Annotated in this window: 26 protein-coding genes and 1 pseudogene; 19 read left to right on the top strand and 8 right to left on the bottom strand. The window is 70.3% G+C overall.

The window, feature by feature from the left end:
* Nucleotides 1-133 precede the first annotated feature (133 nt).
* The 8 genes from rpsP (at nt 134) to TCUR_RS16830 (ending at nt 5,236) form a co-directional block, all read left to right on the top strand.
* Nucleotides 134-583: a 30S ribosomal protein S16 gene (gene rpsP, locus TCUR_RS16865; protein WP_012853745.1), complete on the top strand. Its 450-nt coding sequence runs from the start codon at nt 134-136 to the stop codon at nt 581-583.
* Between the two features lie 3 nt (nt 584-586).
* Nucleotides 587-829 (top strand): RNA-binding protein, encoded by a 243-nt coding sequence (locus tag TCUR_RS16860; protein WP_012853744.1) that lies wholly within the window; start codon nt 587-589, stop codon nt 827-829.
* Between the two features lie 47 nt (nt 830-876).
* Entirely contained in the window at nt 877-1,395 is a 519-nt protein-coding gene (gene rimM / locus TCUR_RS16855) for a ribosome maturation factor RimM (RefSeq protein WP_012853743.1), read from the top strand.
* Nucleotides 1,396-1,415: 20 nt separating this feature from the next.
* Nucleotides 1,416-2,210, top strand: coding sequence for a tRNA (guanosine(37)-N1)-methyltransferase TrmD (gene trmD / locus TCUR_RS16850; protein ID WP_012853742.1), 795 nt, complete (start codon nt 1,416-1,418; stop codon nt 2,208-2,210).
* Nucleotides 2,211-2,339: 129 nt separating this feature from the next.
* Complete coding sequence (gene rplS / locus TCUR_RS16845; protein ID WP_012853741.1) at nt 2,340-2,690, top strand: 50S ribosomal protein L19; 351 nt, start codon at nt 2,340-2,342, stop codon at nt 2,688-2,690.
* A 161-nt stretch (nt 2,691-2,851) separates the two neighbouring features.
* Complete coding sequence (gene lepB / locus TCUR_RS16840) at nt 2,852-3,871, top strand: signal peptidase I (protein ID WP_148233044.1); 1,020 nt, start codon at nt 2,852-2,854, stop codon at nt 3,869-3,871.
* Nucleotides 3,872-4,223: 352 nt separating this feature from the next.
* Nucleotides 4,224-4,925 (top strand): ribonuclease HII, encoded by a 702-nt coding sequence (locus TCUR_RS16835; RefSeq protein WP_148233043.1) that lies wholly within the window; start codon nt 4,224-4,226, stop codon nt 4,923-4,925.
* Nucleotides 4,922-5,236 carry a DUF2469 domain-containing protein gene (locus TCUR_RS16830; RefSeq protein ID WP_012853738.1) on the top strand — a complete coding sequence of 105 codons (315 nt, stop codon included), beginning with the start codon at nt 4,922-4,924 and terminating at the stop codon, nt 5,234-5,236. The genes TCUR_RS16835 and TCUR_RS16830 overlap by 4 nt, the downstream gene beginning before the upstream one ends.
* A gap of 1,046 nt (nt 5,237-6,282) precedes the next feature.
* Here TCUR_RS16830 and dprA read toward each other — a convergent pair.
* The 3 genes from dprA to TCUR_RS16815 all read right to left on the bottom strand — a co-directional run bounded on the left by dprA (nt 6,283) and on the right by TCUR_RS16815 (nt 10,114).
* The gene (gene dprA, locus TCUR_RS16825; RefSeq protein WP_012853737.1) at nt 6,283-7,446 is read right to left on the bottom strand and encodes a DNA-processing protein DprA; all 1,164 of its coding nucleotides are present in this window, start codon (nt 7,444-7,446) and stop codon (nt 6,283-6,285) included.
* A 732-nt stretch (nt 7,447-8,178) separates the two neighbouring features.
* Entirely contained in the window at nt 8,179-9,738 is a 1,560-nt protein-coding gene (locus tag TCUR_RS16820; protein WP_012853736.1) for a YifB family Mg chelatase-like AAA ATPase, read from the bottom strand.
* A 1-nt stretch (nt 9,739) separates the two neighbouring features.
* On the bottom strand, nt 9,740-10,114 hold the full coding sequence (locus tag TCUR_RS16815; protein WP_012853735.1) for a YraN family protein: 375 nt from the start codon (nt 10,112-10,114) through the stop codon (nt 9,740-9,742).
* A gap of 721 nt (nt 10,115-10,835) precedes the next feature.
* Between TCUR_RS16815 and TCUR_RS16805 the strand changes: the two are divergent.
* A pseudogene (locus TCUR_RS16805) lies at nt 10,836-11,120 on the top strand (NUDIX hydrolase); the annotation flags it as partial.
* Nucleotides 11,121-11,932: 812 nt separating this feature from the next.
* Here TCUR_RS16805 and TCUR_RS16800 read toward each other — a convergent pair.
* On the bottom strand, nt 11,933-12,481 hold the full coding sequence (locus TCUR_RS16800; RefSeq protein ID WP_245537093.1) for a murein hydrolase activator EnvC family protein: 549 nt from the start codon (nt 12,479-12,481) through the stop codon (nt 11,933-11,935).
* 323 nt (nt 12,482-12,804) lie between these two features.
* On the opposite strand from TCUR_RS16800, the gene rpsB reads away from it, so the two are divergent.
* The 5 genes from rpsB to TCUR_RS16775 all read left to right on the top strand — a co-directional run bounded on the left by rpsB (nt 12,805) and on the right by TCUR_RS16775 (nt 16,976).
* Nucleotides 12,805-13,656, top strand: coding sequence for a 30S ribosomal protein S2 (gene rpsB / locus TCUR_RS16795; RefSeq protein WP_012853732.1), 852 nt, complete (start codon nt 12,805-12,807; stop codon nt 13,654-13,656).
* An 84-nt stretch (nt 13,657-13,740) separates the two neighbouring features.
* A complete protein-coding gene (tsf, locus tag TCUR_RS16790) occupies nt 13,741-14,577 on the top strand; it encodes a translation elongation factor Ts (protein WP_012853731.1) in 837 nt (278 codons plus the stop codon).
* Between the two features lie 160 nt (nt 14,578-14,737).
* The gene (gene pyrH, locus TCUR_RS16785; protein WP_052305691.1) at nt 14,738-15,493 is read left to right on the top strand and encodes a UMP kinase; all 756 of its coding nucleotides are present in this window, start codon (nt 14,738-14,740) and stop codon (nt 15,491-15,493) included.
* Nucleotides 15,494-15,546: 53 nt separating this feature from the next.
* Nucleotides 15,547-16,104, top strand: coding sequence for a ribosome recycling factor (frr, locus tag TCUR_RS16780; protein WP_012853729.1), 558 nt, complete (start codon nt 15,547-15,549; stop codon nt 16,102-16,104).
* Nucleotides 16,104-16,976: a phosphatidate cytidylyltransferase gene (locus tag TCUR_RS16775; RefSeq protein ID WP_012853728.1), complete on the top strand. Its 873-nt coding sequence runs from the start codon at nt 16,104-16,106 to the stop codon at nt 16,974-16,976. Before frr ends, TCUR_RS16775 begins: the two co-directional genes overlap by 1 nt.
* A gap of 120 nt (nt 16,977-17,096) precedes the next feature.
* Here TCUR_RS16775 and TCUR_RS16770 read toward each other — a convergent pair whose 3' ends face one another.
* Entirely contained in the window at nt 17,097-18,224 is a 1,128-nt protein-coding gene (locus TCUR_RS16770) for a suppressor of fused domain protein (protein WP_012853727.1), read from the bottom strand.
* Nucleotides 18,225-18,404: 180 nt separating this feature from the next.
* Between TCUR_RS16770 and rlmN the strand changes: the two genes are divergently transcribed.
* The 3 genes from rlmN to TCUR_RS16755 all read left to right on the top strand — a co-directional run bounded on the left by rlmN (nt 18,405) and on the right by TCUR_RS16755 (nt 21,386).
* Complete coding sequence (gene rlmN / locus TCUR_RS16765; protein ID WP_012853726.1) at nt 18,405-19,571, top strand: dual-specificity RNA methyltransferase RlmN; 1,167 nt, start codon at nt 18,405-18,407, stop codon at nt 19,569-19,571.
* 10 nt (nt 19,572-19,581) lie between these two features.
* A complete protein-coding gene (locus TCUR_RS16760; protein ID WP_012853725.1) occupies nt 19,582-20,403 on the top strand; it encodes a DivIVA domain-containing protein in 822 nt (273 codons plus the stop codon).
* 173 nt (nt 20,404-20,576) lie between these two features.
* Nucleotides 20,577-21,386, top strand: a complete 810-nt coding sequence (locus tag TCUR_RS16755) for a DUF1963 domain-containing protein (RefSeq protein ID WP_012853724.1) — start codon at nt 20,577-20,579, stop codon at nt 21,384-21,386.
* Nucleotides 21,387-21,531: 145 nt separating this feature from the next.
* On the opposite strand, the gene TCUR_RS16750 is transcribed toward TCUR_RS16755, so the two are convergent.
* Both TCUR_RS16750 and TCUR_RS16745 read right to left on the bottom strand, forming a co-directional pair.
* Nucleotides 21,532-22,266: a hypothetical protein gene (locus TCUR_RS16750; RefSeq protein ID WP_012853723.1), complete on the bottom strand. Its 735-nt coding sequence runs from the start codon at nt 22,264-22,266 to the stop codon at nt 21,532-21,534.
* Complete coding sequence (locus tag TCUR_RS16745; RefSeq protein WP_012853722.1) at nt 22,263-23,021, bottom strand: ATP-binding cassette domain-containing protein; 759 nt, start codon at nt 23,019-23,021, stop codon at nt 22,263-22,265. Before TCUR_RS16745 ends, TCUR_RS16750 begins: the two co-directional genes overlap by 4 nt.
* Before the next feature lie 58 nt (nt 23,022-23,079).
* Between TCUR_RS16745 and TCUR_RS16740 the strand changes: the two genes are divergently transcribed.
* Nucleotides 23,080-23,529: an HIT family protein gene (locus TCUR_RS16740; RefSeq protein WP_012853721.1), complete on the top strand. Its 450-nt coding sequence runs from the start codon at nt 23,080-23,082 to the stop codon at nt 23,527-23,529.
* A 23-nt stretch (nt 23,530-23,552) separates the two neighbouring features.
* On the opposite strand, the gene TCUR_RS16735 is transcribed toward TCUR_RS16740, so the two are convergent.
* A complete protein-coding gene (locus tag TCUR_RS16735; protein ID WP_012853720.1) occupies nt 23,553-24,050 on the bottom strand; it encodes an Lrp/AsnC family transcriptional regulator in 498 nt (165 codons plus the stop codon).
* Between the two features lie 281 nt (nt 24,051-24,331).
* On the opposite strand from TCUR_RS16735, the gene TCUR_RS16730 reads away from it, so the two are divergent.
* Complete coding sequence (locus TCUR_RS16730; protein WP_012853719.1) at nt 24,332-25,783, top strand: gamma-aminobutyraldehyde dehydrogenase; 1,452 nt, start codon at nt 24,332-24,334, stop codon at nt 25,781-25,783.
* Nucleotides 25,784-25,845 lie beyond the last annotated feature (62 nt).

The raw sequence follows: 25,845 nt of genomic DNA, 5'->3' as shown, positions 1-25,845 counted from the left end.
AGGCTGGAAACCCGGTGGCGGCAGGCTGCCCTCTCTCGTCCTGGCGCACCGGAGTCCATCGAGCAACCGGCAGCAGCGTCCCCACCTGGTGCAGGTCCGCTCAGCCATCTGGAATCTGGAGAACACCACACCCGTGGCAGTCAAGATCAAGCTCAAGCGTCTGGGGAAGATCCGGAACCCGCAGTACCGGATCGTCGTCGCCGATGCCCGCACCAAGCGGGATGGCCGGGCCATCGAGGAGATCGGCAAGTACCACCCCAAGGAGGAGCCCTCGCTGATCGAGGTGAACTCCGAGCGGGCGCAGTACTGGCTCAGCGTGGGCGCGCAGCCGACCGAGCCGGTGCTGAAGATCCTCAAGATCACCGGCGACTGGCAGAAGTTCAAGGGCGAGCCCGGTGCCGAGGGCACGCTCAAGGTGGCCGAGCCCAAGCCCGACCGCAAGGCCCGCTACGAGGCCGCCCTCAAGGAGGCCATGAAGGAGGACGAGGCTCCCGCCACCACTCCCAAGGCCAAGAAGAAGGCCAAGCCCGAGTCCAAGGCCACCGAGTCGGGTGAGGCCGCAGAAGCCAAGAGCGAGGGCTGAGGCGTGCTCGAAGAAGCGCTCGAGCACTTGGTCCGCGGGATCGTCGAGCACCCGGACGACGTCCAGGTGCGTCCCCGCCGGATCAAGGGCGGCCGGGTCCTGGAGGTGCGGGTGCACCCCGATGACCTCGGCAAGGTCATCGGCCGCAGCGGGCGCACCGCCAAGGCCCTGCGCACCGTCATCGGCAGCCTGTCCGGCGGCCGGCATGTACGGGTGGACCTGCTGGACATCAATGAGGTCCGCTGACGTGCCGGCCCCGGCTCGCCCGGCCCCCGTCCCGCTCTGCTGACCGGATGCGAGACGATCAGGTGGTGGTCGGCCGCATCGGCCGGCCGCATGGCGTTCGCGGCGAGGTCACGGTGGATGTGCGGACCGACGATCCCGATGCCCGGTTCGCGCCCGGTGCCGTGCTCGACACCGACCCGCCGCACCTTGGGCCGCTGACGGTCGAGCGCGCCCGCTGGCACGTCGGCCGTCTGCTCCTGCGCTTCACCGGTGTCGACGACCGCACCGCCGCCGAGAAACTGCGCGGCACGTGGCTGGTCGTCGACACCGGGGACCTGCCTCCCCTGGAGGATCCCGACGAGTTCCACGACCATGAGCTGATCGGGCTGACGGCGGTGACCACCGACGGCACCCCGGTCGGAACCGTCCGCGACATCCTCCACTACGCCCAGGACCTGCTGGTGATCCGCCGCGAAACCGGCGGTGAGGCCCTGGTGCCCTTCGTCGCCGCCTTGGTCCCCGAGGTGGACGTCGCCGGCGGCCGTATCGTCATCGATCCGCCTCCCGGCCTGCTGGACGAGTCCTGACGAGCAAGCCCTCAAAACCCATGCGGATCGACATCGTCTCCATCTTTCCCGACTACTTCGCGCCCCTGGACATCTCCCTGCTGGGCAAGGCGCGCCGCCGCGGCCTCATCGAGGTGCACGTCCATGACCTGCGCCAGTGGACCCACGACCGGCACCGCACCGTCGACGACACCCCCTATGGCGGCGGCCCCGGCATGGTCATGAAACCCGACCCGTGGGGCGAGGCCCTGGACGCCATCGCCCCGGGCGGCCAAAGCGCCGACGCCGCGCCGCGGCTGATCGTGCCGACCCCGAGCGGACGGCCGTTCACCCAGGCCATGGCCGTGGAACTGGCCGCAGAGCCCTGGCTGATCTTCGCCTGCGGACGGTATGAGGGCATCGACTCGCGCGTCGTCGAGGAGGCCCGCACCCGGATGCGGGTCGATGAGGTCAGCATCGGCGACTACGTCCTGGCCGGCGGCGAGGTCGCGGTGCTGGTCATCGTCGAGGCCGTCGGCCGGCTGGTGCCGGGGGTGCTGGGCAACGCCGACTCGGTCGCCGACGACTCCTTCGCCCCCGGCTCCATGGAGAACCTGCTGGAAGGACCCGTCTACACCAAGCCCCCGGTGTGGCGGGGCCGGGCCGTCCCGGAGGTCCTGCTGTCGGGCCACCACGCGGCGATCGCCCGCTGGCGGCGCGACCAGGCGCTGCGGCGCACCGCCGCCAACCGCCCCGACCTGATCGCCGCACTGGACCCGGCCCGCTTGGACGAGCGCGACCGGCAGGTGCTCGCCGAGGCCGGATTGCCGCCGGGCGGCGAACCTGTGGCAGACTAGAGCGTCGGCGCCCCTGTGTCCGGGCTGCCTCACGACTTCCACGAAGCAAGATCCACTTGCGCGGCGCGACGCCCCCACTTTCGTTCGGGGCCTCTCGATGCCGGCTTCCGAGGACGAGGAACCGCTGTCATGCACACCCTGATCCAGGAGATCGAGAAGGCCGCGATGCGTGCCGACATCCCGGACTTCCGTCCGGGCGACACGCTGAAGGTGCACGTCCGTGTCACCGAGGGCAACCGGAGCCGGATCCAGGTCTTCCAGGGCGTGGTGATCCGGCGGCAGGGCGGCGGTGCCCGGGAGACCTTCACCGTCCGCAAGGTCAGCTACGGCGTGGGCGTGGAGCGGACCTTCCCGCTCAACAGCCCCTCGATCGAGAAGATCGAGGTCGTCACCCGCGGTGACGTCCGCCGCGCCAAGCTCTACTACCTGCGCAACCTGCGCGGCAAGGCCGCCCGCATCAAGGAGAAGCGCGAGTCTTGAGCACTGCGGCCCGCCTCCGGGCCGCTGCAGCGCCCCGGGAACCCTCAGCGGTGACCGGGGCGTTCCGTATGTGATCGGTGTCGGCTGTTTGCGGGTTCATGGCGGGCGACACGGCGATGCGCGGCCGGGCTCCCAAGGCCGCCCGCTATAGGCTCGCCCTGATGACTCACGAGGACGATCGGAGAAACGTGCGTTCCGAGGCCGAGGGCGCGGTGCCCCACAACAAGCAGGCCGTGACCCCCGGCGAGGGAGTCGCCGAAGATCGCCTGAACGGGTCCTCTCCCAGCGCGGCCGTCAACCCCTCGGAGGAAGAGACCGTGGCTCGCGGCGAGGACTTCGCAGACGGCGAGGAGCCCGAAGAGGACGGCAAGAAGGAGGCCAAGGAGGGCTCCTTCTGGAAGGAACTGCCCATCCTCATCGCGGTGGCGCTGGTGCTGGCGCTGGTCATCAAGGCGTTCGCCATCCAGGCCTTCTACATCCCCTCGGCCTCGATGGAGAACACCCTGCAGATCGGCGACCGGGTGCTGGTCAACAAGATCGTCTACCACACCCGGGACGTGCAGCGCGGCGACATCGTGGTCTTCAACGGCCTGGACTCCTGGGACCCGGAGATCGAGGTCGCCGAGCCCACCAACCCGATCGTCAAGGCCTTCCACTGGATCGGCGGCGCCTTCGGCTTCATCCCCGGTGAGAAGGACTACATCAAGCGAGTCATCGGTCTGCCCGGCGACCGGGTCAAGTGCTGCGACGCCGAGGGACGCGTCACCGTCAACGGCGTCCCCCTCGATGAGCGCTCCTACCTGTACACCGACCCGGTGACCGGGGAGCAGAACAAGCCCTCCAACGAGCCGTTCGACGTCACCGTCCAGCCCGGCAACTTGTGGGTGATGGGCGACCACCGGGAGGTCTCCTACGACTCCCGCCAGCACCGCGGCGACCCCGGCGGCGGCGCCATCCCCGAAAGCCGGGTGATCGGCCGCGCGTTCGTCGTCATCTGGCCGCTCAACCGTATCGACGTCCTGCCGATCCCCAAGACCTTCAAGCAGCCCGCCCTCAACGCCGCCGGGGCTCTCCTGCCGGCCACCCCGTTCGCCCTGGGACTGATCGGCGCCGTCCCCATCACCTGGCTCAACCGCCGCCTGCGGCTGCGTCTGGCGGAACGCGCGAGCAAGCGGTCCTGACCCGGCCCACCGGCGTGGAGGGCCACCGCTTTCCGGGCTCCGGCGTTCACGAGCCGGCATGGCGGACGGGCGGCCGCCTCCTGCGGCGGATGCCCGCGGGACGGCGCGGACTCCCTCGGCTCTGTTCGCCGACCCGGAGGTGGACGGTTTCGGCGTCGTGCTCCTTGCCGCCGGCCGCGTGACCGGGCTGTGTTCAGGTGCGGTTCGCCCGGAGCGGGCATCCGGCTGGTCCCCGGCGCCCGGGCCGTCCTGGGGTTGAAGTCCGCGCGCGGTCATCGTGGGGAAGGCTCCGCGCAAGGGGTGCTCTGGAACCGTGCCACGGGCCTCTTCGGCAGAACGTACGCTTCGAGGCATGATGAGGCGTCCGCTCCGGTTCACGCCCCGCCGCGATGCGGGACTGTACGGGCTCGAACGCGCCCTGCAGCACGCCGGGTTCAGCCCGGTGGCGGGTGTGGACGAGGCCGGGCGCGGCGCGTGCGCGGGTCCTTTGGTCGTCGCAGCGGTGATCCTGCCCTCCGGCCGGCGCGCTCTGATCGACGGGCTGACCGACTCCAAGCTGCTGACCGCGCGTCGCCGCGAGGAGCTTTACGCGCAGATCGTGGAACGGGCCGTCGCCTGGGCGACCGTGATCATCCCCAGGCACGACATCGACCGCCTCGGCCTGCACCAGTGCAACATCACCGGCATGCGCCGGGCGCTGGCCCAGCTGGAGGTCAGACCCGGCTATGTGCTCAGCGACGGCTTCCGGGTGCCCGGCCTGGACGTGCCGGGACTGGCCGTCCCCAAGGGCGACTGCGTCGCCGCCTGCGTGGCCGCGGCCTCGGTGGTCGCCAAGGTGACCCGGGACCGGCTGATGGTCGAGCTCCACGAGCGGTATCCCCAGTATGGTTTCGCCGTGCACAAGGGCTACGTCACCCGCGAGCACACGGCGGCGCTCAGCGCCCACGGCCCCTGCCCGGAACACCGCCTGTCATTCGTGAACGTGGCGAGGGTGGGGAACAATGGGGCGCGGACCGGCGTGTTCGGCCTTGCGGGGGAGGGAGCACGAGCGTGAGCGCCGAAGATCTCGAAAAATACGAAAACGAGATGGAGCTCCAGCTCTATCGCGAGTACCGGGACGTCGTCGGGCTCTTCACCTACGTGGTCGAGACCGAGCGCAGGTTCTACCTGACCAACTCGGTCGATCTCCAGGTCCACGGCACCGGCAACGGCGAGACCTTCTTCGAGGTGACCATGCAGGACGCCTGGGTCTGGGACATGTACCGCCCCGCCCGCTTCGTCAAGAACGTCCGCGTCGTCACCTTCAAGGACGTCAACATCGAGGAACTCGCCAAGAGCGACCTGGAACTCCCCGCAGGCGGCTGACCTCCTTTCTGCCGCGACGAACCACGACACCGCGCACCGCTCCTGCGAACACCCCCGGCGGACGAAATCGAGGCGCCTCCCGACCACGCCCGGCCGAACGCTCCACCGCAGCGGACCACCGGCACTGTGGTCGTGTCCCGTCACCGGCGCTGGAGCCCGCACGGACCGAACCTTTTCAGCACGCCGCTCCCGCAGGCCGAGAGGGGAGGCCTGCAGCCGGGGACGATGCCGTGACCTGCAACGTCATGACCTCGGGCACTGCCGAGACCCCCGTTCCATGGCCTTCCAGGACCACGTGTGGAAAGGCCTCGGTGAGGCTCTCTCAACGATTGGCGCCCCCGAGGGACGGCATCGCCCCGCCGGCCGGCGCATCAGCTCCGGTGAAGGCGGGGAAAGGCCGACGCAGGGATGTTCTGCGAAGGCCCATGTCGTTGCTGCCGAGAGCGAAAGGCGTCCGCCTGGAGCGGCCAGGTGAGCCTTCGGCCTGGTGGGAGTCGGCGCGGCAGAGAAGCGCTCCTTTTCGTTGAAAAACCTCCTCAGTGAGGTTCTCCCAGCGATTGGTGCCGCTGAGAAGCGGTATCGGCCCGTAGGTTGGCGTGTCAGCTCTGGTGAAGGCGGGGGAAGGCTGGCGCGGGGGCGTTCTGCGAGGTCCGTGTTGTTGCTGCCGAGAGCGAAGGGCGTCCGTCTGGAGCGGCCAGGTGAGCCTTTGGCCTGGTGGGAGTCGGCGCGGCAGAGAAGCGCTCGTTTTCGTTGAAAGATCTCCTTAGTGAGGTTCTCCCAGCGATTGGTGCCGCAGAGAGGCGGTATCGGCCCGTAGGTCGGCGCACGAGCTCTGGTGAAAACAGGGAGCGGACGGCACAGGGGGCGCCCGAAGGCCCATGCCGTCGCGACCTGGGGCAGGAACGTTCACCGGGAGCGGCCGGGTGCGCCTTCGCCCTGGGTGGAAGTCGGTACAGCAGGGAAGCACGCTCCTTTTCGTCGAGGAAACCTCAAGTGGGGCAAGCGGCCGCCGGGCCGCTGCCTGGGACGGCACGGCAAGGGGCCGCTCACACGGGTGAACTGGGGAGCTTCGCCGAGCGGCGCAGGCGCCAGCCGCCAGGGGCGCGTTCGATGAACCCGGCCGCCGACAGCTGCCCCAGCCGGCTGGTCGCGGTGGCGAGATCCACACCGGCCCGGACCGCGATCTGGGCGGGGCCCGCGGCTCCGCGTGCCGGCAGCGCCTCCAGGACGGATCTGGTCACCGGGTCGAGCATGTCCCTGGGCAGTACCGGGCCGCGGGGCGGTGGCGCCAGGTCGGCGCCGATCCGGCCGACTTCCTCGAGCACTTCGGCGGCCGTGGTCACGCACCGGGCCGGGGGAGTGTCGCGCAGCAGTTTGTGACAACCGACCGAGACCTTTGAGTCGACCGGGCCGGGTACCGCCATCAGGGCGCGTCCCAGATCGCGGGCGTGGACGGCGGTGTTGAGCGCCCCGCTGCGGGCGGCCGCCTCCACCACGACGGTGCCCCTGGTCAAAGCGGCGATGACGCGGTTGCGCACCAGGAAGCGGAGCCGGTGGGGGTCGGTGCCCGGCGGGGACTCGCTGACCAGCAGGCCCTTATGCAGCATCTCCACGAACAGGGCCTCGTTGCCGGCGGGGTAGAACCTGTCCAGGCCGTTGGCGAACACCGCGATCGTCTGGCCGTCGGCGGCCAGCGTTCCCCGGTGCGCCGCCGCGTCGATGCCCAGGGCCCCGCCGCTGACCACGGTCCAGCCCGCATCGGCCAGTTCGGCGCCCAGCTCGGAGGCGATCCGCACCCCATAGGGGGAGGCGGCGCGGGCTCCTACGATCGCCACCGAACGCAAGCAGGAATAACGCAGGTCCAACGGGCCGCGCAGCCACAACGCATAGGGCCTGCGGTCACCGAGGTCGTCCAAGGTCACCGGCCATTCCGGATCCCCCGGGCAGACCAGCCGGATCCCGAGCTCGGCACAGACGGCCAGGTCGGCCTCGGTATCGGCGGCTTGCAGCCGGGCCCGCCACGCCGCCAGCCGCCGCCGGCCGCCCTCTGTGATCGAAATTCCCTCCGGCGGCGGCTCCTCGCCCCGCACCACGGCCAGCGCCCTGCAGGGCCCGGCCCGGGCGACGATCCGCCCCAGCAAGATCTCACCCGGCTCCGCGATGGCGCACAGCGTGGCCCGGGCTCGTCTTTCCTCCTCAGGTACGACCATCGATGATGCCCTTTCTCAGATAGGCGACCAGCTCTGTGGCGGCTCGTCCCTGCCTCTCCCATGCGATCAGGGACGTCCGTCTTTCCTCGTGGCCTCTGCGCGACCGGCGAATCTTTGCCGAGACATGGCCTTGGGCGCCGAAGACGGGAGCCCTGACGGCGTTCGAGGACATGACATCGCAGGTCACGGCATCGTCCCTGACTGCGACGTCCCCGTCTCGACCTGCGGAGGCGGCGTGTTGAGAAGGTCCCGTGACGACGGTGCCGAACTCGCGGCCCGTGTTCTCAGGCAACGGGAGCCTTCGTGGGTGGGGCCATGCAGGTCATCGCATCACCCTTGCCTGCGAGACTCTCCTTCCGGCTCGCCGGAACGGGACGGGAAAAAGTCCACTGAGGTCTTCTCAACGAAATGAGGCGGAGGACCGCACCGTGCCGCCTCCCACCGGAGCGAAGGCACGCCCTGCCGCTCCCGGCAGACGCCCTTCGGCTCCGACGCCGTGGGCTTTGGCGGATCGCCCCTGCGCCGTCTTTTTCCTGCTTTCACCGGTGCTCGTGCCCCGGCCTGCGGGCCGATGCCGCTTCTCAGCGGCACCGGTCGTTGAGAGAACCTCACCGCTCCGTGCGCCTTTGACTGTCGCCCGCCTATGTCCCGCTGGTGTTTCGAAGCGGTTTCCCAGAAACCGGGCGGGGGAGCGGATCTGCGCACTGCGGGCGGCGGCGGGCGGGTCCTTGTTCAGCACCGTCTTCCCGTCCAGAGGGCGAAGGCGCTGCTCAGGTCGTCCGCGGAAGGAGTGTCGCGGCCGGCGAGGTCGGCGCATGTCCAGGCGGTGCGCAGCACGCGGTCCAGGCCCCGGGCGCTGAGCTCACCGGTCTGCAGGGCGCGATCCAGGCAGGACATGGCCTCGGCGGAGGGCAGGAAGCGGCGCCGCAGTTGCGGGCCGGGGATCTCGGCGTTGGTCCGCCAGGGGGTGCCGGCGAGGCGTTTTGCGGCCCGCTCCCGGGCCTGCAGGACGCGTTCGGCCACCACTTCGCTGCGTTCGGCCGTCTGCAGGTCATAGCGCAGCTCGGCACGGGTGGCCGGGTGCAGTTCCAGCTTGAGGTCGATGCGGTCCAGCAGAGGGCCGGAGATGCGCGCCAGGTACTTGTGGCGGACCGCCGGTGTGCAGGTGCAGTCGACCGACTTGGCCGCCGCGCACGGGCAGGGGTTGGCGGCCAGCACCAGGGTGAACCGGGCGGGGAAGCGGGTGGCGGCCCCGGCACGGGCGATCATGACCTCGCCCTCCTCCAGCGGCTGGCGGAGGGCGTCCAGCACACCGGCGTTGAACTCGGGGGCCTCGTCCAGGAACAAGATCCCATGGTGGGCCAGGGACGCCGCGCCCGGCTGCAGCAGCCGTCCCTGCCCGCTGCCGACCATGGCCGCGCGGGTGGCGGTGTGATGCGGGGCGCAAAAGGGCGGGCGGGAGATCAGCGGCTTCCCCGGAGGAAGGGTTCCGGCCACCGAGTGGATGGCGGTGACCTCCAGCGCGGCCTCCCTATCCAGCGGCGGCAGCAGGGTGGGCAGGCGTTCGGCGAGCATGGTCTTGCCGCAGCCGGGCGGCCCGTAGAAGAACAGGTGGTGACCGCCCGCCGCGCTGATCTCCAGCGCCCGCCGGGCCTCCGCCTGCCCGCGCACGTCGGTCAGGTCCAGGTCCCCGCGCAGGTCCCGGGAACGGATGGCCGCGCCCTCGGAGACGGGGGTGAGCCGGGCGGTCTCGGCGTCCTCCGGCTCCGGCGGCGGCGCCTGCCCGCGCAGGCGGCACAGCAGCCCGTGCAGGGAGGACGCGGCGATCACCTCGACATCGGGCACCAGCTCCGCCTCGGCGACGTTGGACCGCGGGACCACGACCGTGCGGTAGCCGGCGTTGGCCGCGGCGAGCACCGCGGGAAGCACTCCCGGAACGGCCCGGACCCGCCCGTCCAGGCCCAGCTCCCCCAAGATCACCATCTTTGTGCAGGCCCTGGGGTCGAACGTCTCCGCAGCGGCCAGCAGCGACACCGCGATGGCCAGATCGAACGCCGAGCCCTTCTTGGGCAGGCTGGCGGGGAAGAGGCTGATCGTCACATGCCGGTTGGGCCATGACTCACCGGAGTTGAAGATCGCGGCACGGACCCGGTCCCGCGCCTCGTTCAGCGCCGCGTCCGGAAGCCCGACCAGGTGCAGGCCGGGCACTCCACTGGTGATCGACGCCTCGACGTCGACGACGAAGCCCTCGACGCCGACCAGCGCCACCGATCGGGTCTTGGCCAGGGCCATGTCAGCACACCCCCCGCAGGTGCTCCAGCTCGAACCCGGTGCGCTCACCTCGGGCGGCGACGACCAGACCGATGACATCGATGCGAACGGTGGCCGCCGGTATGCCGTACTGGGCCGCCCAGCGGCCGGCCAGCCGCCTCAACCGGGCGGCCTTCGCCTGTGTGATCGCCTCAATGGGCGTCCCGAACGAGGCGTCGGTGCGGGTCTTCACCTCGCACACCACATGGCGGCTGCCGTCATAGGCGACGATGTCCAGCTCGCCTTCGCGGCAGCGCCAGTTGCGGCTGACGATCGTCCAGCCGAGCCGTTCGGACAGATAACGGGCCGCGGCGTCTTCACCGCGCCGCCCCAAAGCCCGCTTGCTCATCGTTTTCATCGGCCATCACCTCCGCCCCTGACACTTCCGCACCTGAACGGCCACCGGCAGACGAACGCGATTCTGTGGAAAACCGTCACCTCGTGACTGCCGCGGAGATGAAGTGGCCGCCGCGAAGACGAACCTGCTCCAGAACACGAACACCATCGAGACCGAACAGGAACGAAAAGCTCGCTGCGGAGGCTCCGAGCCGATGTCTAAGCACAGGCATTGAGGTTTCTCAACGAAATGAAGTGGGGATCGCGCCCATCAGGGCGGAGGTGCACCTGGCCTCTTCTGGCGGGCTCCCCCTGCCTGGTGGCGACGGCGTGAGCATTCACGTATCACCCCTGTGGCGCCCTTCCCTTGCCTTCACCAGCGAACTTTTCCAGCACATGGCCTTAGGAGCTGGGACGAGAGCCCGATGATGTTCGGCACTGGGACGTGCTGGGTCACGGCATCGCTCCTGACTGCGATGCCCTCGTCTCGATCTGCGGAGACGACGTGTGGTTCACCGGAAAAGGGCAAGGCGGCAGAATAGGCGCAGGTGTTCTTTTCGGCTTGTCCCACCTAAGGACGTTCAAGGAGATAGGGACGCTGTTGTGGGTGAGCATGACAGGTCACCGGCGGGCGATGCAGACCTTCGAGATCGTCGTCCGGCGGTGCTGAAGACGCGGGCGCCGGTGCGGCCCACCCCGCTGGGAAGGCGTTCACACCTCCCGGGGAGCGGGCGACCAGCGTCTCGGTGATCGCGTTCACCCGGGAAGGCCTGATGGTGGTCGCAGACCTGGAACGGGGCCTGGACCTGCCCGGCGGCCACACTCGACTTCACGAACGCTCCGGAGAGGAGACGGCCCGCCGCGAGGCATGGGAGGAAACCCGCATCATCGATGACCTCGTATCCATCGAGGTCATCGAGTCCGACTACCTCGGCGCCGACGACCTGACCTACATGGTCATCTACGCCGCCCGCGTCCGCCGCCCTGGACGTCGGGCGACGACGAATCACGCGGCCGGCTGCTGCTGAGACCGGAGGAGTTCCTCGCCCGCTACACCGCCGGCGACCGGAGCCTCATGACCCACCTGGTGACGACCGCCCAGGCGCACATCGCCCGAACGCCTACCGGGTGAAAACGGCAAGCACAAGAGAACCGCCGCAGGGAGCGGACCAGACCGTCGATGCCTCCTGGGCACCCGGACCCATGCCTACCACGCCGAGGAACCGTCGCATCTCGATGAGCGCGGCCGGACTGGGGCCTTCTCAACGAAAGTCACCGCCGGGCGTTACCTGGGGGCCAGCGCGACCTGGACGATGACGCCGATCCGGCCCGGGGTCCGAGGTGACATGTCGCAGAGTCTGCCGGCGCTGCTTGCGGCGGGCGGAAGCAAGATCGGCAGGAGGTGGGTACGGGCGGGGATGTCGGCATGGCACGGTGAGAAACCGGTGCAAGGCCTCTGGGCGCCGGGATGTTCTTGTGGCGAAAACCGTCCTGTCAGGGGATTTGCGGCTGTCAGGACCCGGCTCCGCCGCAGCCTCCGGCCCTGTGGGCACCGCTTGCGTTCTATTTCGCCGAGAAAGCCTCAATGCGTGGCCGTGGGCTCTTGGAGCAGGAGCCTCGATGGCGTTCAGGGCTGTCTCCTCCGAGGCCATCACGCTGCTCTCGGCCACAAGGTCCCTGCGGGCGTCCTGCTGAAGCGATGTGGGGAAAGGGCTTACCGGTGCGTTGGTTCGTTTCCGCTGCGGCCTCTCATGAGAGACGAGGGCAGAGCTTCGGTTGTCCATGAAGACCTCGCTGTTGAGCCTTTGATCCTGCCGCGTGGTAAGTGGGCTGAGAAAACTCATGGAGCGTCTGGGGAATTCGTGGGACGGGATAGAAACGGTGTGGAGCTGAAGAGAACCCTCGTTTGAGGAGAACCGGGGGCGGGGGCAGGGGACCAGTAAGGAAGGAGCCGTACGCCTCGGTGAAGCAGTGACAGGGGATCGAGGTACTGCGAGCCGTGGCGCAGGCCCCAATGGAGACAGTGCCGGAGGCCGCAGTGGCCGGGCAGGTCCTGGAGGACGCCCAGCACGGCCCCGGCCGGCACCTGCCGGCCGGCCCGGACGGAGGGGACGACGGGCAGGTAGGTCGTCCGCAGGTGGCCGTGCGTGATGGCGACCACCCCGTACCCGGCGATACGGCCCGCGAAGGAGACCCGGCCCGCGCCGGCCGCATGGACGGGCTGGCCGGGCCTGGCGAGCAGATCGACCCCGCGATGGCCGGGCCCCCAGGGAACGGCGGGAGGGCTGAAACCGCGGAGCACCGTGGGGACGGGGCGCAGCGGCCACTGCCAAGAGCCGGATGAGGCGGGGGAGAGGAGAGTCAGGGAGCAGGCGAGGACGAGCGCCATGACGGTCATGGGCACGATGCTCCGGGTGCGGCCCGGCGGGGGCCATGGGCCGCACGAATTGTGGATAACCGTTGAACGCTTTGCAGAGCGCCGATTCCCCGAGGCGAGCGGACATCCCATAGACTTGAGGCACGGTCGCATGGGGGAGCCTCTCCCAGGCGGCCGAATTCACGCGCTCCCTGCCACCGGCTCCCGCTCGTCCGGGATCAAGGGTGGGACACAGTCTTCTCGGTCCGTCACGACGCTGACGGCGGGGTGTGTTCGAGCGCTGGCAGGCAACCGAGAGAGGGCCCGACGCGAAGGGCCGGACAGGAGTACACGGGATGTCACCCGTCGTCACCATGCGGCAGCTGCTGGAGAGCGGCGTTCACTTCGGCCACCAGACCCGGCGCTGGAACCCGAAGATGAAGCGCTTCATCTTCACCGAGCGCAACGGCATCTACATCATCGACCTCCAGCAGTCGCTGTCCTACATCGACCGCGCCTACGAGTTCATCAAGGAGACCGTCGCGCACGGCGGCACCATCCTGTTCGTGGGCACCAAGAAGCAGGCCCAGGAGGCCATCGCCGAGCAGGCGCAGCGGGTCGGGATGCCGTACGTCAACCAGCGCTGGCTGGGCGGCATGCTCACCAACTTCTCCACCGTCCACAAGCGGCTCACCCGGCTCAAGGAGCTGGAGGAGATCAACTACGACGACGTCGCCGGCTCCGGCATGACCAAGAAGGAGCTGCTGGGCCTCAAGCGCGAGAAGGACAAGCTCGCGCGCACGCTCGGTGGCATCCGCGACATGAACAAGGTCCCCAGCGCCATCTGGATCGTTGACACCAAGAAGGAGCACATCGCCGTCAACGAGGCCAAGAAGCTGGGCATCCCCGTGGTGGCGATCCTGGACACCAACTGCGACCCCGATGAGGTCGACTACCCGATCCCCGGCAACGACGACGCCATCCGCAGCGTCAGCCTGCTGACCCGGGTGGTCGCCGACGCGGTCGCCGACGGCCTGCTCGCCCGCGCCGGCGCCGCCACCGGCGAGTCCGACAAGCCCGCCGAGGCCGCCGCGAGCGCCGAGCCGCTGGCCGAGTGGGAGCGCGAGCTCCTGGAGGGCGGCAAGGAGAAGAAGGAGCAGAGCGCCGAGGCCGCTCCGCAGGCCGAGGGGTCCTCCGACAACGCCTGATCCGAGATCTTCGGCGGGCCCGCCGTGGCAGGGTCCGCCCGAGATCGGCCGGGTCCCACGAACTGACGAGAGAGATCTGAAGCGATGGCGAACTTCACCGCCGCCGATGTCAAGCGGCTCCGTGAGCTGACCGGCTCCGGCATGATGGACTGTAAGAACGCCCTCACCGAGGCCGAGGGCGACTTCGACAAGGCCGTCGAGCTCCTGCGCCTGAAGGGCGCCAAGGACGTCGGCAAGCGCGCCGAGCGCACCGCCGCCAACGGCCTGGTCGCCGAGTACTTCCAGGGCTCGGGCGACGGGGCGATCCTGGAGCTGAACTGCGAGACCGACTTCGTCGCCAAGAACGCCGGCTTCATCGAGCTGGCCGACCGGATCGTCAAGTTCGCCGCCGAGTCGGATGCCCCGGACGTGCCGACGCTGCTCGGCATGGAGATCGAGCCGGGCAAGACCGTCCAGGCGCTGATCGAGGAGAACAGCGCCAAGATCGGCGAGAAGCTGGAGCTGCGCCGCTTCGCCCACTTCAAGGGCGCCTACGTCACCAGCTACCTGCACAAGTCCGACCCGTCGCTGCCGCCGACCACCGGTGTGCTGGTCGAGCTGGACACCGAGAACGCCCAGGTCGGCAAGGACATCGCCCAGCAGATCGCGGCGATGGCGCCCAAGTACCTGACCCGCGACGAGGTGCCCGCCGAGGTGATCGAGAAGGAGCGGGCGCTGGCCGAGCAGATCACCCGCGAAGAGGGCAAGCCGGAGAAGGCCATCCCCAAGATCGTCGAGGGCCGGGTCAACGCCTACTTCAAGGACTTCGTCCTGGTCGAGCAGGCCTTCGTCAAGGACAACAAGAAGACCATCGCCAAGGTCCTGGATGAGGCCGGGGTGAAGGTCGTGCGCTTCGCCCGCTTCCGGGTGGGCCAGGCTTAACCGCCCTGCTCGGAGGTATTTTCCGAGGCAGGGAAAGCGAACACGCCAGTGACGATACGACGAGGAGGCCGCCGCCGTGGAGGACAAACCGACCGCTGACACGACGGCGGCCCCGTCGTCGCCGCTCATCCCGCGTCCCGACCCCGTCGCCCGCGCCGCGGTGCCCGCCAGGCCCGCCGCGCAGCCCGGGCTGCCCCGGGGAGGGTGGAAGCGGGTGCTGCTGAAGGTGTCCGGCGAGGCGTTCGCCGGCGCCGAGCCGCTGGGCATCGACCCGGCGGTGGTGCAGCACATCGCCAAGGCCATCGCCGAGGCGGTGAGCGAGGGGACCCAGGTCGCGGTGGTCTGCGGGGGCGGCAACATGTTCCGCGGCGCCCAGCTGGCCGAGCGCGGCATGGACCGCGGCCGTTCCGACTACATGGGCATGCTGGGCACGGTCATCAACTGCCTGGCACTGCAGGACTTCTGCGAGAAACTCGGCCTCGACACCCGGGTCCAGACCGCCATCACGATGGGCCAGGTCGCCGAGCCCTACATCCCCCGCCGCGCCATCCGGCACCTGGAGAAGGGCCGGGTCGTGATCTTCGGGGCGGGGCTGGGTCAGCCGTTCTTCTCCACCGACACCTGCGCGGCGCAGCGCGCCCTGGAGATCGGCGCCCAGGCGGTGCTCAAGGGGACTCAGGTCGACGGCGTCTACGACGCCGATCCCCGGAAGAACCCGGACGCGGTCAAGTTCGACCGTTTGGACTACGGTGAAGTCCTACAGCGTGGGCTGAAGGTCATGGACGCCACGGCCATCAGCCTGTGCATGGACAACAACCTGCCCATCGTGGTCTTCGACCTGATGGGGCAGGGCAATATCATCCGGGCCGTCCGGGGCGAGAAGATCGGCACACTGGTCAGCCCGGCGGACGGCTGACCCGCTGCGCCGGGCGGTCGGTAGCAGGCAGGACTAGGTGACGGGAGCCCGAAGTGATCGAGGAGATCCTCTTCGAAGCCGAAGAGAAGATGGAAAAGGCGGTCGCGGTCGCCAAGGAGGACTTCGCGGGCATTCGCACCGGCCGGGTCACCCCGGCCATGTTCAGCAAGATCACCGCTGACTACTACGGCACCCCGACGCCGATCAACCAGCTGGCCTCCTTCACCCTGCCCGAGCCGCGCATGGTGATCGTGCAGGTGTTCGACAAGTCCTCCCTGCCCGCGGTGGAGAAGGCGATCCGGGAGAGCGACCTTGGGGTGAACCCCACCAACGACGGCAACGTCATCCGCGTGGTCTTCCCCGAGCTGTCGGAGGAGCGCCGCCGCGAGTACGTCAAGATCGCCGGCAACAAGGCCGAGGAGAGCCGGATCTCCATCCGCAACATCCGCCGCCGCGCCAAGGACTCCCTGGACAAGCTGGCCAAGGAGGGCGAGGCGGGCGAGGACGAGGTCCGCCGCGCCGAAAAGGAGCTCGACGACGCGACGCACAAGTACGTCGCCAAGATCGACGAGCTTCTGGAGCACAAGAAGGCCGAGCTGCTCGAGGTTTGATGGAAGCCGCACACGGCCGGGAGACGGCGCCGCCCCCGGCCGACCCCCCCACCTCCTCCGGCCGTGCAGGCCGCAACCTGCCCGTCGCCGTCGCCGTCGGCGCCGGGCTGGGCGCCCTGGTCCTGGTGTCGCTGTACACCATCAAGGAGATCTTCCTGGGCGTCATGACGTTCTTCCTCGCCTACGGGGTGAGGGAGCTGTCCCAGGCGTTCCGCGCCCAGGGCATCCGCCTGCCGCAGGTGCCGAGCATGGCGGCCGTGGTGGCGGCCCTGGTCGCCGCCTATGTCGCCGGCATGTTCGGGCTGCTGGCCGCGGTGGCGCTCGCCGTGCCGGCGCTGCTGGTGTGGCGCATGTTCATCGGCACCCGCGGCTATGTGCGGGACTCCACGGCGGGGCTGTTCATCGTCGCCTATGTGGCGCTCATGGGCGGCATCGTCTCCTTGATGCTGTCGGCCGACGACGGCGCCCAGCGCATCGTCATCTTCATCGCCGTCACCGTCTCCAGCGACATCGGCGGCTACTTCGCCGGAGCCTTCCTGGGACGGCACAAGATGGCCCCCGTCATCAGCCCCAAGAAGACCTGGGAGGGCTTCGCCGGCTCGGCGCTGGCCTGCATGCTGGTCGGCGCCGGGCTGGTGCCCTGGCTGCTGGACGGCGGCCGCCTGTGGCAGGGCGCGCTGCTGGGGGCGGCCGTGGTGTGCGCGGCCACGGCCGGCGACCTGGTGGAGTCGGTCATCAAGCGGGACCTGGGCATCAAGGACCTGGGCACCCTGCTGCCCGGCCACGGCGGGGTGATGGACCGCCTGGACTCCCTGATCGTCGCGGCCCCGGTCGTCTGGCTGCTGCTGGAGCTGTTCGTCCGGACGACCTGACCGCTCACTGCCGGCACAAGCCGGTGCCCGGGACGTTCCGCCGTCCCGGGCACCGGCTTTGCGTTTTCCGTTCTCACGGCCCTTCCGCGGGCATGGCGCCCCGGAGCGGACGGGGCGCTTTCAGGACACCACCCAGCTGCGGCCCTGGTCGCGCAGGCGGCGGATCAGGGCGTTGGAGCCTTCCGCCTTGGCGTACTGGTACTCCTCGTCGCTGATCGGGACCAGCCACAGCCAGCGCACCGGGTCGCCGCTGAACGTGAAGCCGCTCAGGTCGGGAGCGGGCGGGCCGGGCAGCCGGCTCGGATCGTCCAGCAGCAGCACCCCCGTCCAGGGGGCCTTGTCGGAGCCCGGCGGGTTCAGCGGGAACGTCTTGGGCTCGTGGTACCACTTGACCACGTCACCGGGGGCGAACCAGGTCACCGAGCGCCAGGGGTACTGGGCCAGCCAGGGGAAGATACTGCCCGCCCGCTGGCTGGGCAGCGTGGTCGCCACGGCCAGCTCGATCCGCGCGTACCTGGAGACGTCGTCCTCATACAGCTCCACGGTGGGCATCCGCTGGCAGCTCATGCCGAGCGTGCTGAGCACGCTGAAGTCCCGTCCCGGACGGGCGGGCCGCTCCGACACGCTCACCACCGGCGCGGTGGGACGCCCGCCCCGCTGGGCGGCGCCCGGTCCGCGGAACTGGCGGCCGACGTCGTGCCAGTAGTGGCCGCCGGGGCCGAGCCGGTTGAGCAGATGCCCCAGGACCGACTGCTGGAACTGCGCCCAAGTGCCCTCGCTGCGGCACCACTTCCAGAAGGCGCGGGACTGCTCGATGCGGGTGGAGAACTCCTCCAGCTCCTGTTCCAGGGGGAACGCGAAGGGGCTTTGGGCGTTGACGTCCCGGGTGTAGCCGGGGATGCCCCGGTTCATGTCCGACCAGGCGGGGATGACGCACAGCGGCTCGCCCGCCTCCAGCACGGCGGCCCCGTCGCCTTCTTCGAACCAGACCACCTCCAGCGACTTGGGGTCCAGCGGCGGGCGGCCCTCGGGGTGCCGGGTGCGGCCGGCGGGCATCATCGGGGTCAGCCCCGCGTTCAGCCGGGCCAGATCCAGCCCTGCCGCCGCCGGCCGGTGGTTGGCGATCCACGTCGCGCCGATCACGGTGTCGGCGGCGTCGCGCAGATACGCCTCGGTGGTGACGCCGTCGCTTTCCACGGTGAGCCGCCGGCTGCCGTACGGGCTGGTATCGGACAGCAGCACCTGCACCGCCGACCCCCGCCGCCGGGAGGCGCCGGATGCGGCAGAGCCGGCATTTCCCCGGAAACGGGATCCACCCCGTGCAGAACCCGATCCCCTGCGCAAAACCGCCATGATCAGACTTTAACGGCCGCCACGGTCGCGCGCACGGCGAAGGCACGGGTCCGGGTTTGCGACACTGGAGGAACCATGTCTTCCACCACTCAGCCGGCTTCCGCCGAAACCGCCGCCCCTTCCGCGGGCCGGCCCGCTCCCGCGGAACCCGGCAAGCTCACCTTCGTGGCGCCGCGCCGCGCCAAGCCGCCGCGCCACCTGGCCGACCTGACCCCCGCCGAACGCCGCGCGGCAGTGGCCGAGCTCGGCGAAAAGCCGTTCCGCGCCCAGCAGCTGTCGCGGCACTACTTCACCCGGCTGGTCGACGACCCGGCGCAGATGACCGACCTGCCGGCCGCCGTCCGCGAGCATCTGGCCGCCGAGCTGCTGCCCACGCTGCTGACCGAGGTGCGCGCGCTGGACTGCGACGGGGGCGCCACCCGCAAGACGCTGTGGCGGGCCTTCGACGGCACGCTGATCGAGTCGGTCCTGATGCGCTACCCCGACCGCATCACCATGTGCGTCTCCTCACAGGCCGGGTGCGGCATGAACTGCCCGTTCTGCGCCACCGGGCAGGCGGGGCTGACCCGCAACCTGTCCACCGGGGAGATCGTCGAGCAGGTGGTGGCCGGGGCCCGGGCGCTGGCCCGGGGGAAGATCGCCGGCGGCCCCGGGCGGATCTCCAACATCGTGTTCATGGGGATGGGCGAGCCGCTGGCCAACTACAAGGCCGTGCTGGGCGCGATCCGCCGGATCACCGACCCGGCCCCCGACGGCCTGGGCATCTCCCAGCGGTCGGTCACCGTCTCCACCGTCGGGCTGGTCCCGGCCATCGCCAGGCTCGCCGACGAGGGTCTGTCGGTGCGGCTGGCGGTGTCCCTGCACGCCCCCGACGACGAGCTGCGCGATGAGCTGGTGCCGGTCAACACCCGCTGGAAGGTGCGCGAGGTGCTGGATGCGGCCTGGGCGTACGCCGACCGCACCGGGCGCCGGGTGTCGATCGAGTACGCCCTGATCAGAGACGTCAACGACCAGGCCTGGCGGGCGGATCTTCTCGGCAGGCTCTTGAAAGGTCATCTGGTTCACGTCAATCTGATCCCGTTGAACCCGACACCGGGCTCGAAGTGGACCGCATCCCGGCCGCGGGACGAACGGGAGTTCGTGGCCAGGCTGCAGGCCCATGGCGTCCCGGTGACCGTGCGAGACACGCGGGGAAGGGAGATCGACGGCGCCTGCGGGCAGCTGGCCGCCGCCACGGACTAAGGGGTGCTGGATGCCGCGCTTCCCGGTGGTGCTGCGGGGATACGACTGTGCGCAGGTGGACGCCCTGACCGCGCGCATCGAGGACGCGCTGCGCCACGGCGTGGGCTTTTTGACCGCCGACGATGTGCTGCGCAGCCGGTTCGCGGTGGTGCTGCGCGGCTATGACCAAAGCGCCGTGGACGACTACCTGTACGCCTGCGTCCGTGAGCTGCAGGCCCGCGGCCGCACGCGAACCGTGCCGCAGCCGGCGCGGCGTCCGGAACGGCCCAAGGTCACCGAGCCGCCGCAGCGGCCGGAGCGGTCGCAGCAGCCGGGGCCCGCCCGGCCCGCCGAGCCCTTGAGCCGGTTGGAGCGGCTGAGGAGCCGGCGCCGACGGGACGGCGGGGAGGAACGCAAAGCGGAACTCGCCCCTCCCGCAGAGCGGCCGCCGGCGCCGCATCCGAGGGTCCCGCGCCGCCTGGAGAAACTGCACGGGCAGGGTCGGCGCGCCGAGACCGCCCGGCCCGCGGCACGTGTGGCGCCCGCCGAGCCCGCGGTGCGGCCGGACCCTCCCCGGCGGCCGCGCAGGAGCCCGGAGCGGCTGGTCGGCTGGATCCAGCGCGTCCGTTTCTCCGGCGCGCAGGCCTACCCCGGGTACGACAGCCGGCAGGTGGACGCGTTCCTCGGCCGGGTCGTCGCCGGGCTGCGCGGCACCGCCCCGCCCGTCACCGCCGCCGAGACGCGGGCCGTGGTGTTCGGGACGGTCGAGCCCGGATACGGCTACAACCAGTACGAGGTCGATCGCTTCCTGGCCGATCTTGCCGAGGCGCTGGAGTCCGTTCCCGCCTCGTGACCGGTCCCGGTGGCCGGCGGCCGCGGAAGTGGAGAACGAAGCGGGAAGGTGAGGGCGGTTTGCCGCCCATGCGCTGGGCTGGGAAGTTACGGTCCTCTCACCTTCACCCCAGGGTTTTCCACAATTCTTAAAGGGTCTGGTCAACGCGTCCCGGCCGGGGGACGCTACAGAACATGGACTGGATCGTCACTGAGCGTAAAAAGCTCCACTCCCTGTTCGGTGTCTTCCTGGCCCCCGAGGTCAGCGCGGCGATCGTGCCGCTGGCCCGGCCCGCGCTCCGGCTCGGCGGCGAGGGCACGGCCGTGCGGCTCGGCGGACGGCCCCTGCTGCCCCCCGAGGCCTCCTGGCCCCGCTGGGCGGGCCGCCCCCTGGACTTCCTGGCCGTGGTCGACTTCACCGAACTGGCCGCCATCCTCCGGGACCCGCACATCCCAGATCACGGACGAGCCGCCTTCTACTACGCCGGCCGCGTCCCGCGCCCATGGGGGGACCGCCGTGAGGAACGAGACGGCTGGCGGGTCTTCACCGGGGAACTGGTCGAGGCCGAACCGCCCCCCGGCGTCGAGACCTTCCCCACCTGCATGCTCGGCGCCGCGCCGTTCCTGTCCCTGCCCGCCCCCCAGGAGGCCGTCGTGCAGCGGGTGGAGGCCGTCTACGACGGCATCTTGCCGATCTACGAGCAGTTGTACGCCGCTTGGCTGCAGCACTTGTGGCCGGACGATCCCGTCCATCAGATCGGCGGCTGGCCGGTCATCGTCCAGCGCCCGGTCGGCCCGGACGCCCAGCACGCTTTCTGCGGTCGCGACCCCGACCTTTCGGCGCCCTCGGATCGGGAGGAGGGCGCCGACGAGTGGTACCCGCTGCTGCAGCTCGACTCCGATGAGCGGGTCGGCTGGCACTGGGGCGACCCCGGCCGCGTCTACTTCTGCAGCCGTGGGTCGGCCCCTCTGGAAGAGTCATGGCTGATCCTTCAGGCGCGCTGAACGGCACTTCCCCGCACGAAGATCCCGCAGGAAAGGCGCGCGGATGCCGGTGGAGGACGGCCGGGCCATGCCGTGGGCACCGGAGGCGCGCCCGGCCGGGGGCCTCGCCGGAAACGGCCATGGCCGATGCCGCCGGGTGAGACGGTCACCTGGGCCGGCGGGTCAGGAAGAAAAGGACCGCTGTGAGCGCGGTGTTCCACAAGATCAGGTGGAGGGCGAGGCCCGGGAACGCCTGGACGAAGGCCGAAGGGCCGTCATGGGCGGCGCGCAGCCAGCCGGTCATCGGCACGGACAGCGGGGCGAGCGGCCCGAGACTGAGGAGCAGGGCGGTGGTGACGCCGCAGAGCAGCGCCGGCAGGGCGTAACCGGGAGAGGGGATGATCGCCCGCTGGGTGAGGGCGCCCAGCGCCGTTCCGGAGAAGGCGACCAAAGCGGTCAGTCCCACGCCGGCCAGCATGGGGGTCGGGGGGACGCCGACGGACAGGCATTGCAGCAGCGGGGCCGCCAGCAGGAGGAGACCGAGGCACAAGGCGACCGTATAGGCCGCGAGCAGGCCCGCCGCGGCGGAGAGGACCGGGTGCCCGGCTGCGGTGATCGAAAGAGCGCGTTGCTCGTCCGGCTGGGTGTCCAGCAGGGAACGGGCCGCCCAGGCGCCGATCAGGAAGGTGAGCACGGCCGCATCGCCCAGGGAGCCGGTGGCGGCGTCCACGTGCCGGGGGTCGTTGGACCACTCTTTCAAGACGAGGACGACGATCAGCAGGACCGGGATCAGCGGCTGCATGAAGCGCAGTGAGCGCAGGTAGCCGGCGAGCTGGAAACGAGCCAGCGCGATGAGCGCAGGACCCCGGCGGCGCCGAGCCGGGACGTCGGAGGGGGTCATCCGGTGTTCTCTCCGGAGCCGAAGGGGCGCGGGCCGGCGGGTTGCCGGAGGTGGACGGGGTGACCGCGGGCGCGCAGTTCCGCGGCGAGGGCTTCGGCCTCACCGGCCGCCACGGCCACCTCCAGGACGGCCATGGCGCCGGAAGGCGCGGCCGTCTCCACGGAGACGGCGGTGCCGCCGGCGACGTGGACGCGGTGCAGGGCGGGCAGGTGCTCCAGGCAGCGCTGATGATCACTGACCACGACGGTGGAGCCCGCGCGGGCGAGTTCGCCCAGCAGCGGAGGCAGGGCGCTTCGCGTGGCCGGATCCAGCCCGGCGAACGGCTCGTCCAGGACGAGCAGACCGGGATGGGCGGTCAGCGCCTGGACCAGCCCGACCTTCTGCGCGCTGCCCTTGGAGAGATCGGGGAGACGGACCTGCAGCAGCCGGCCGAGGCCGAGCCGGTCCGCCCAGGCCCGCCAGGCGGTGGCGGGCAGACCGCGGACGGCGGCCATGTGGTCGAGGTAGTCGCCCGCGGTGAACGGCTGGTCGGCGGGGAAGCGCTCGGGGGCGTAGCCGATACGGGCGGGGCGTCCGGTGATGTCGCCGCGGCAGGGCGCGCGCAGCCCCGCCAGCAGGCGCAGCAAGGTGGACTTGCCCGCGCCGTTGCGCCCGGTGACCTCGGTGACCTGGCCGGGGGTGAGGGTGAGCGAGACGTCCTTGAGCACCCAGGGCGCTCTTCGGCGATAGCGGAAGGCGACGTGTTCGAGCCGCATAGGCTACGCACGTTAATGATCAAGTGGTAAGGCCGACGTTAGCTCGGAGGACGGTGAGATGCCGCGCAGCAGCGACTCGGGTGCCGACTGTGTCTTCTGCCAGATCATGGCGGGGGAGCGCCCGGCGCATCTGGTGATGGAGACGGCCGAGGCGGTGGCGTTCCTGGACGCGCGGCCGTTGTTCAAAGGGCACACGCTGCTCGTCCCCAGGGAGCATCACCGGACGCTGCCGGATCTGCCGCCGGAACTGGTCGGCCCGCTGTTCGCGCACGCCAGGCGCCTGGCGGCGGCGATGGAGACGGGGCTGGGCGCGGCCGGGTCGTTCGTGGCGCTCAACAACCGGATCAGCCAGAGCGTCCCGCACCTGCACATCCACGTGGTGCCCCGCAACCCCAAGGACGGGCTGCGAGGTTTCTTCTGGCCGCGCACCAAGTACGCCTCCGGGGAGGAAGCGGCCGAGTACGCCTCCCGGCTGCGGAAGGCCCTGCAGGACCTGAACCGGGCATAGCCCCGGCCGGGCCGCCGGAGGGGTCAGCGGGTGCCCCACGAGTAGGTCTGCTTGCGGAGCTTGAGGTAGATGAAGCTCTCGGTGCTCAGCACGCCGGGGACGGCGCGGATGCGGCTCAGCAGCTCCAGCAGCTGCTCGTCGTTCTCGCACACCAGCTCCACCAGGATGTCGTAGGAGCCGGCGGTGATCACCACGTAGTCGATCTCCTCGATGGCGGCCAGCTCGTCGGCGACCTTCTCCATGTCGCCTTCGCACTTGATACCGATCATCATCTGCCGGGAGAACCCCAGCATCAGCGGGTCGGTGACGGCGACGATCTGCATGACGCCGGTGTCGAGCAGTTTTTGCACCCGCTGCCGGACGGCCGCCTCCGACAGCCCGACGGCCTTGCCGATGGCGGCGTAGGAGCGGCGGCCGTCCGCTTGGAGCTGCTCGATGATCCGCTTGGAGATCTCGTCCAGGTGCACTCCCCGGGACCCGCCTGCCGCCGGCCGCTGCCGCGGCGGGGGAACGTCCGTCATCGGGCTCTCCTCGTTCGCATCGGCGCCTGCACCAAGCCGCGGGACCAGAGTAGGCCGGAGGGCGCCGGACGGGTTCCACCGTCCCCTGGACGCTGCGACATCGTGCCAGTTATGGGGTTACTGTCAAGCGAATCCGTCGTGAAACTCGATCGTAACAACGAAATCCCTTGTCAGCGGGGGTTATTGTCTGCCAATGTCAGTGCCAGCCGGGCAATCCGGACAAGCGCCGTGGGCAGGCGCCCCCCCAGGTCGCGGCAGAGGCCGGGAGACGGAGGTCGAAGTTGACCAGCGACACCATACGACTGCGGAACTTCGTGGGCGGAGAGTACGTCGACGCCAAGGACGGCCGCACCTCCCCGGTGATCGACCCCAGCACCGGGCAGACCTACGCCGAGGCGCCGCTGTCGGGCCCTGAGGACATCGACGCGGCGATGCGGGCCGCCGCCGCGGCCTTCCCGGCCTGGCGGGACGCCACCCCCGGCGAGCGCAGCCTGGCCCTGCTGAAGATCGCCGACGCCATCGAGGCCCGCGCCGAGGAACTGGTCGAGGCCGAGTGCCGCAACACCGGAAAGCCGATCGGCCTGACGGCGGAAGAAGAGATCCCGCCGATGGTCGACAACATCCGGTTCTTCGCCGGCGCCGCCCGGGTGCTGGAGGGCCGCTCCTCCGGCGAGTACATGACCGACCACACCTCCACCATCCGCCGGGAGCCCATCGGGGTGTGCGCCCAGGTGACGCCCTGGAACTACCCGATGATGATGGCGGTGTGGAAGTTCGCCCCCGCGCTGGCGGCGGGCAACACCGTGGTGCTCAAGCCGTCCGACACCACCCCGGTGACCACGCTGCTGCTGGCGGAGATCGCCGCCGAGTTCCTGCCGCCGGGGGTGTTCAACGTGGTCTGCGGCGACCGCGACACCGGCCGCAAGCTGGTGGAGCACCCGATCCCGCAGATGGTCTCGGTCACCGGCAGCGTCCGCGCGGGCAAGGAGGTGGCCGCCGCCGCGGCCAAGGACCTCAAACGGGTGCACCTGGAGCTGGGCGGCAAGGCCCCGGTGGTGGTGTTCGAGGACGCCGACATCGAAAAGGCCGCCGCCGGCATCGCCGAGGCCGGCTACTTCAACGCCGGCCAGGACTGCACCGCCGCCTGCCGGGTGCTGGTCAGCGAGCGCATCGCCGCCGACTTCACCGCCGCCCTCACCGAGCAGGCCAAGAACACCAAGGTCGGCGCGCCCAATGTGGAGGACGCCTACTTCGGCCCGGTGAACAATGCGAGCCAGTTGGCCCGCGTCCAGGGCTTCCTGGACCGCGCCCCCGACCACGCCGAGGTGCTGACCGGCGGGTCGCGGCTGACCGGCGAGGGCTATGACGGCGGCTACTTCTTCGCCCCCACCGTGGTCGGCGGGCTGCGCCAGGACGACGAGATGGTGCAGGAGGAGATCTTCGGCCCGGTCATCACCGTGCAGACCTTCTCCGACGAGGAGCAGGCCGTCGCGTGGGCCAACGGGGTCAAGTACGGCCTGTCGGCCAGCGTGTGGACCAAGGACCACACCCGGGCCATGCGGATGACCCGCCTGCTGGACTTCGGCGCGGTCTGGGTCAACACCCACATACCCTTCGTGTCGGAAATGCCGCACGGCGGCTTCAAGCACTCCGGCTACGGCAAGGACCTGTCGATGTACGGGTTCGAGGACTACACCCGCATCAAGCACGTCATGCACTACATCGGCGACTGAGCCGCCCCGCCAGGGGCGCCCACGTCGCCGGGATCGCGGGCCTGCTCCCGGGCGAGCGGGCC

The sequence above is a fragment of the Thermomonospora curvata DSM 43183 genome (assembly GCF_000024385.1).
Taxonomy (GTDB): domain Bacteria; phylum Actinomycetota; class Actinomycetes; order Streptosporangiales; family Streptosporangiaceae; genus Thermomonospora; species Thermomonospora curvata.
The sequence above is the reverse complement of the archived record's forward strand: the minus strand, read 5'-3'. Positions and strand labels throughout refer to the sequence as shown.

Bases quoted from the DNA above. Each gene is read 5' to 3' on its own strand.
- rimM (WP_012853743.1), top strand. From the start codon at position 877: ATGCGAGACGATCAGGTGGTGGTCGGCCGCATCGGCCGGCCGCATGGC.
- trmD (WP_012853742.1), top strand. From the start codon at position 1,416: ATGCGGATCGACATCGTCTCCATCTTTCCCGACTACTTCGCGCCCCTG.
- rplS (WP_012853741.1), top strand. From the start codon at position 2,340: ATGCACACCCTGATCCAGGAGATCGAGAAGGCCGCGATGCGTGCCGAC.
- lepB (WP_148233044.1), top strand. From the start codon at position 2,852: ATGACTCACGAGGACGATCGGAGAAACGTGCGTTCCGAGGCCGAGGGC.
- TCUR_RS16835 (WP_148233043.1), top strand. From the start codon at position 4,224: ATGATGAGGCGTCCGCTCCGGTTCACGCCCCGCCGCGATGCGGGACTG.
- dprA (WP_012853737.1), bottom strand. From the start codon at position 7,446: ATGGTCGTACCTGAGGAGGAAAGACGAGCCCGGGCCACGCTGTGCGCC.
- TCUR_RS16820 (WP_012853736.1), bottom strand. From the start codon at position 9,738: ATGGCCCTGGCCAAGACCCGATCGGTGGCGCTGGTCGGCGTCGAGGGC.
- TCUR_RS16815 (WP_012853735.1), bottom strand. From the start codon at position 10,114: ATGAAAACGATGAGCAAGCGGGCTTTGGGGCGGCGCGGTGAAGACGCC.
- TCUR_RS16800 (WP_245537093.1), bottom strand. From the start codon at position 12,481: ATGGCGCTCGTCCTCGCCTGCTCCCTGACTCTCCTCTCCCCCGCCTCA.
- rpsB (WP_012853732.1), top strand. From the start codon at position 12,805: ATGTCACCCGTCGTCACCATGCGGCAGCTGCTGGAGAGCGGCGTTCAC.
- tsf (WP_012853731.1), top strand. From the start codon at position 13,741: ATGGCGAACTTCACCGCCGCCGATGTCAAGCGGCTCCGTGAGCTGACC.
- TCUR_RS16775 (WP_012853728.1), top strand. From the start codon at position 16,104: ATGGAAGCCGCACACGGCCGGGAGACGGCGCCGCCCCCGGCCGACCCC.
- rlmN (WP_012853726.1), top strand. From the start codon at position 18,405: ATGTCTTCCACCACTCAGCCGGCTTCCGCCGAAACCGCCGCCCCTTCC.
- TCUR_RS16760 (WP_012853725.1), top strand. From the start codon at position 19,582: ATGCCGCGCTTCCCGGTGGTGCTGCGGGGATACGACTGTGCGCAGGTG.
- TCUR_RS16755 (WP_012853724.1), top strand. From the start codon at position 20,577: ATGGACTGGATCGTCACTGAGCGTAAAAAGCTCCACTCCCTGTTCGGT.
- TCUR_RS16750 (WP_012853723.1), bottom strand. From the start codon at position 22,266: ATGACCCCCTCCGACGTCCCGGCTCGGCGCCGCCGGGGTCCTGCGCTC.
- TCUR_RS16745 (WP_012853722.1), bottom strand. From the start codon at position 23,021: ATGCGGCTCGAACACGTCGCCTTCCGCTATCGCCGAAGAGCGCCCTGG.
- TCUR_RS16740 (WP_012853721.1), top strand. From the start codon at position 23,080: ATGCCGCGCAGCAGCGACTCGGGTGCCGACTGTGTCTTCTGCCAGATC.
- TCUR_RS16735 (WP_012853720.1), bottom strand. From the start codon at position 24,050: ATGACGGACGTTCCCCCGCCGCGGCAGCGGCCGGCGGCAGGCGGGTCC.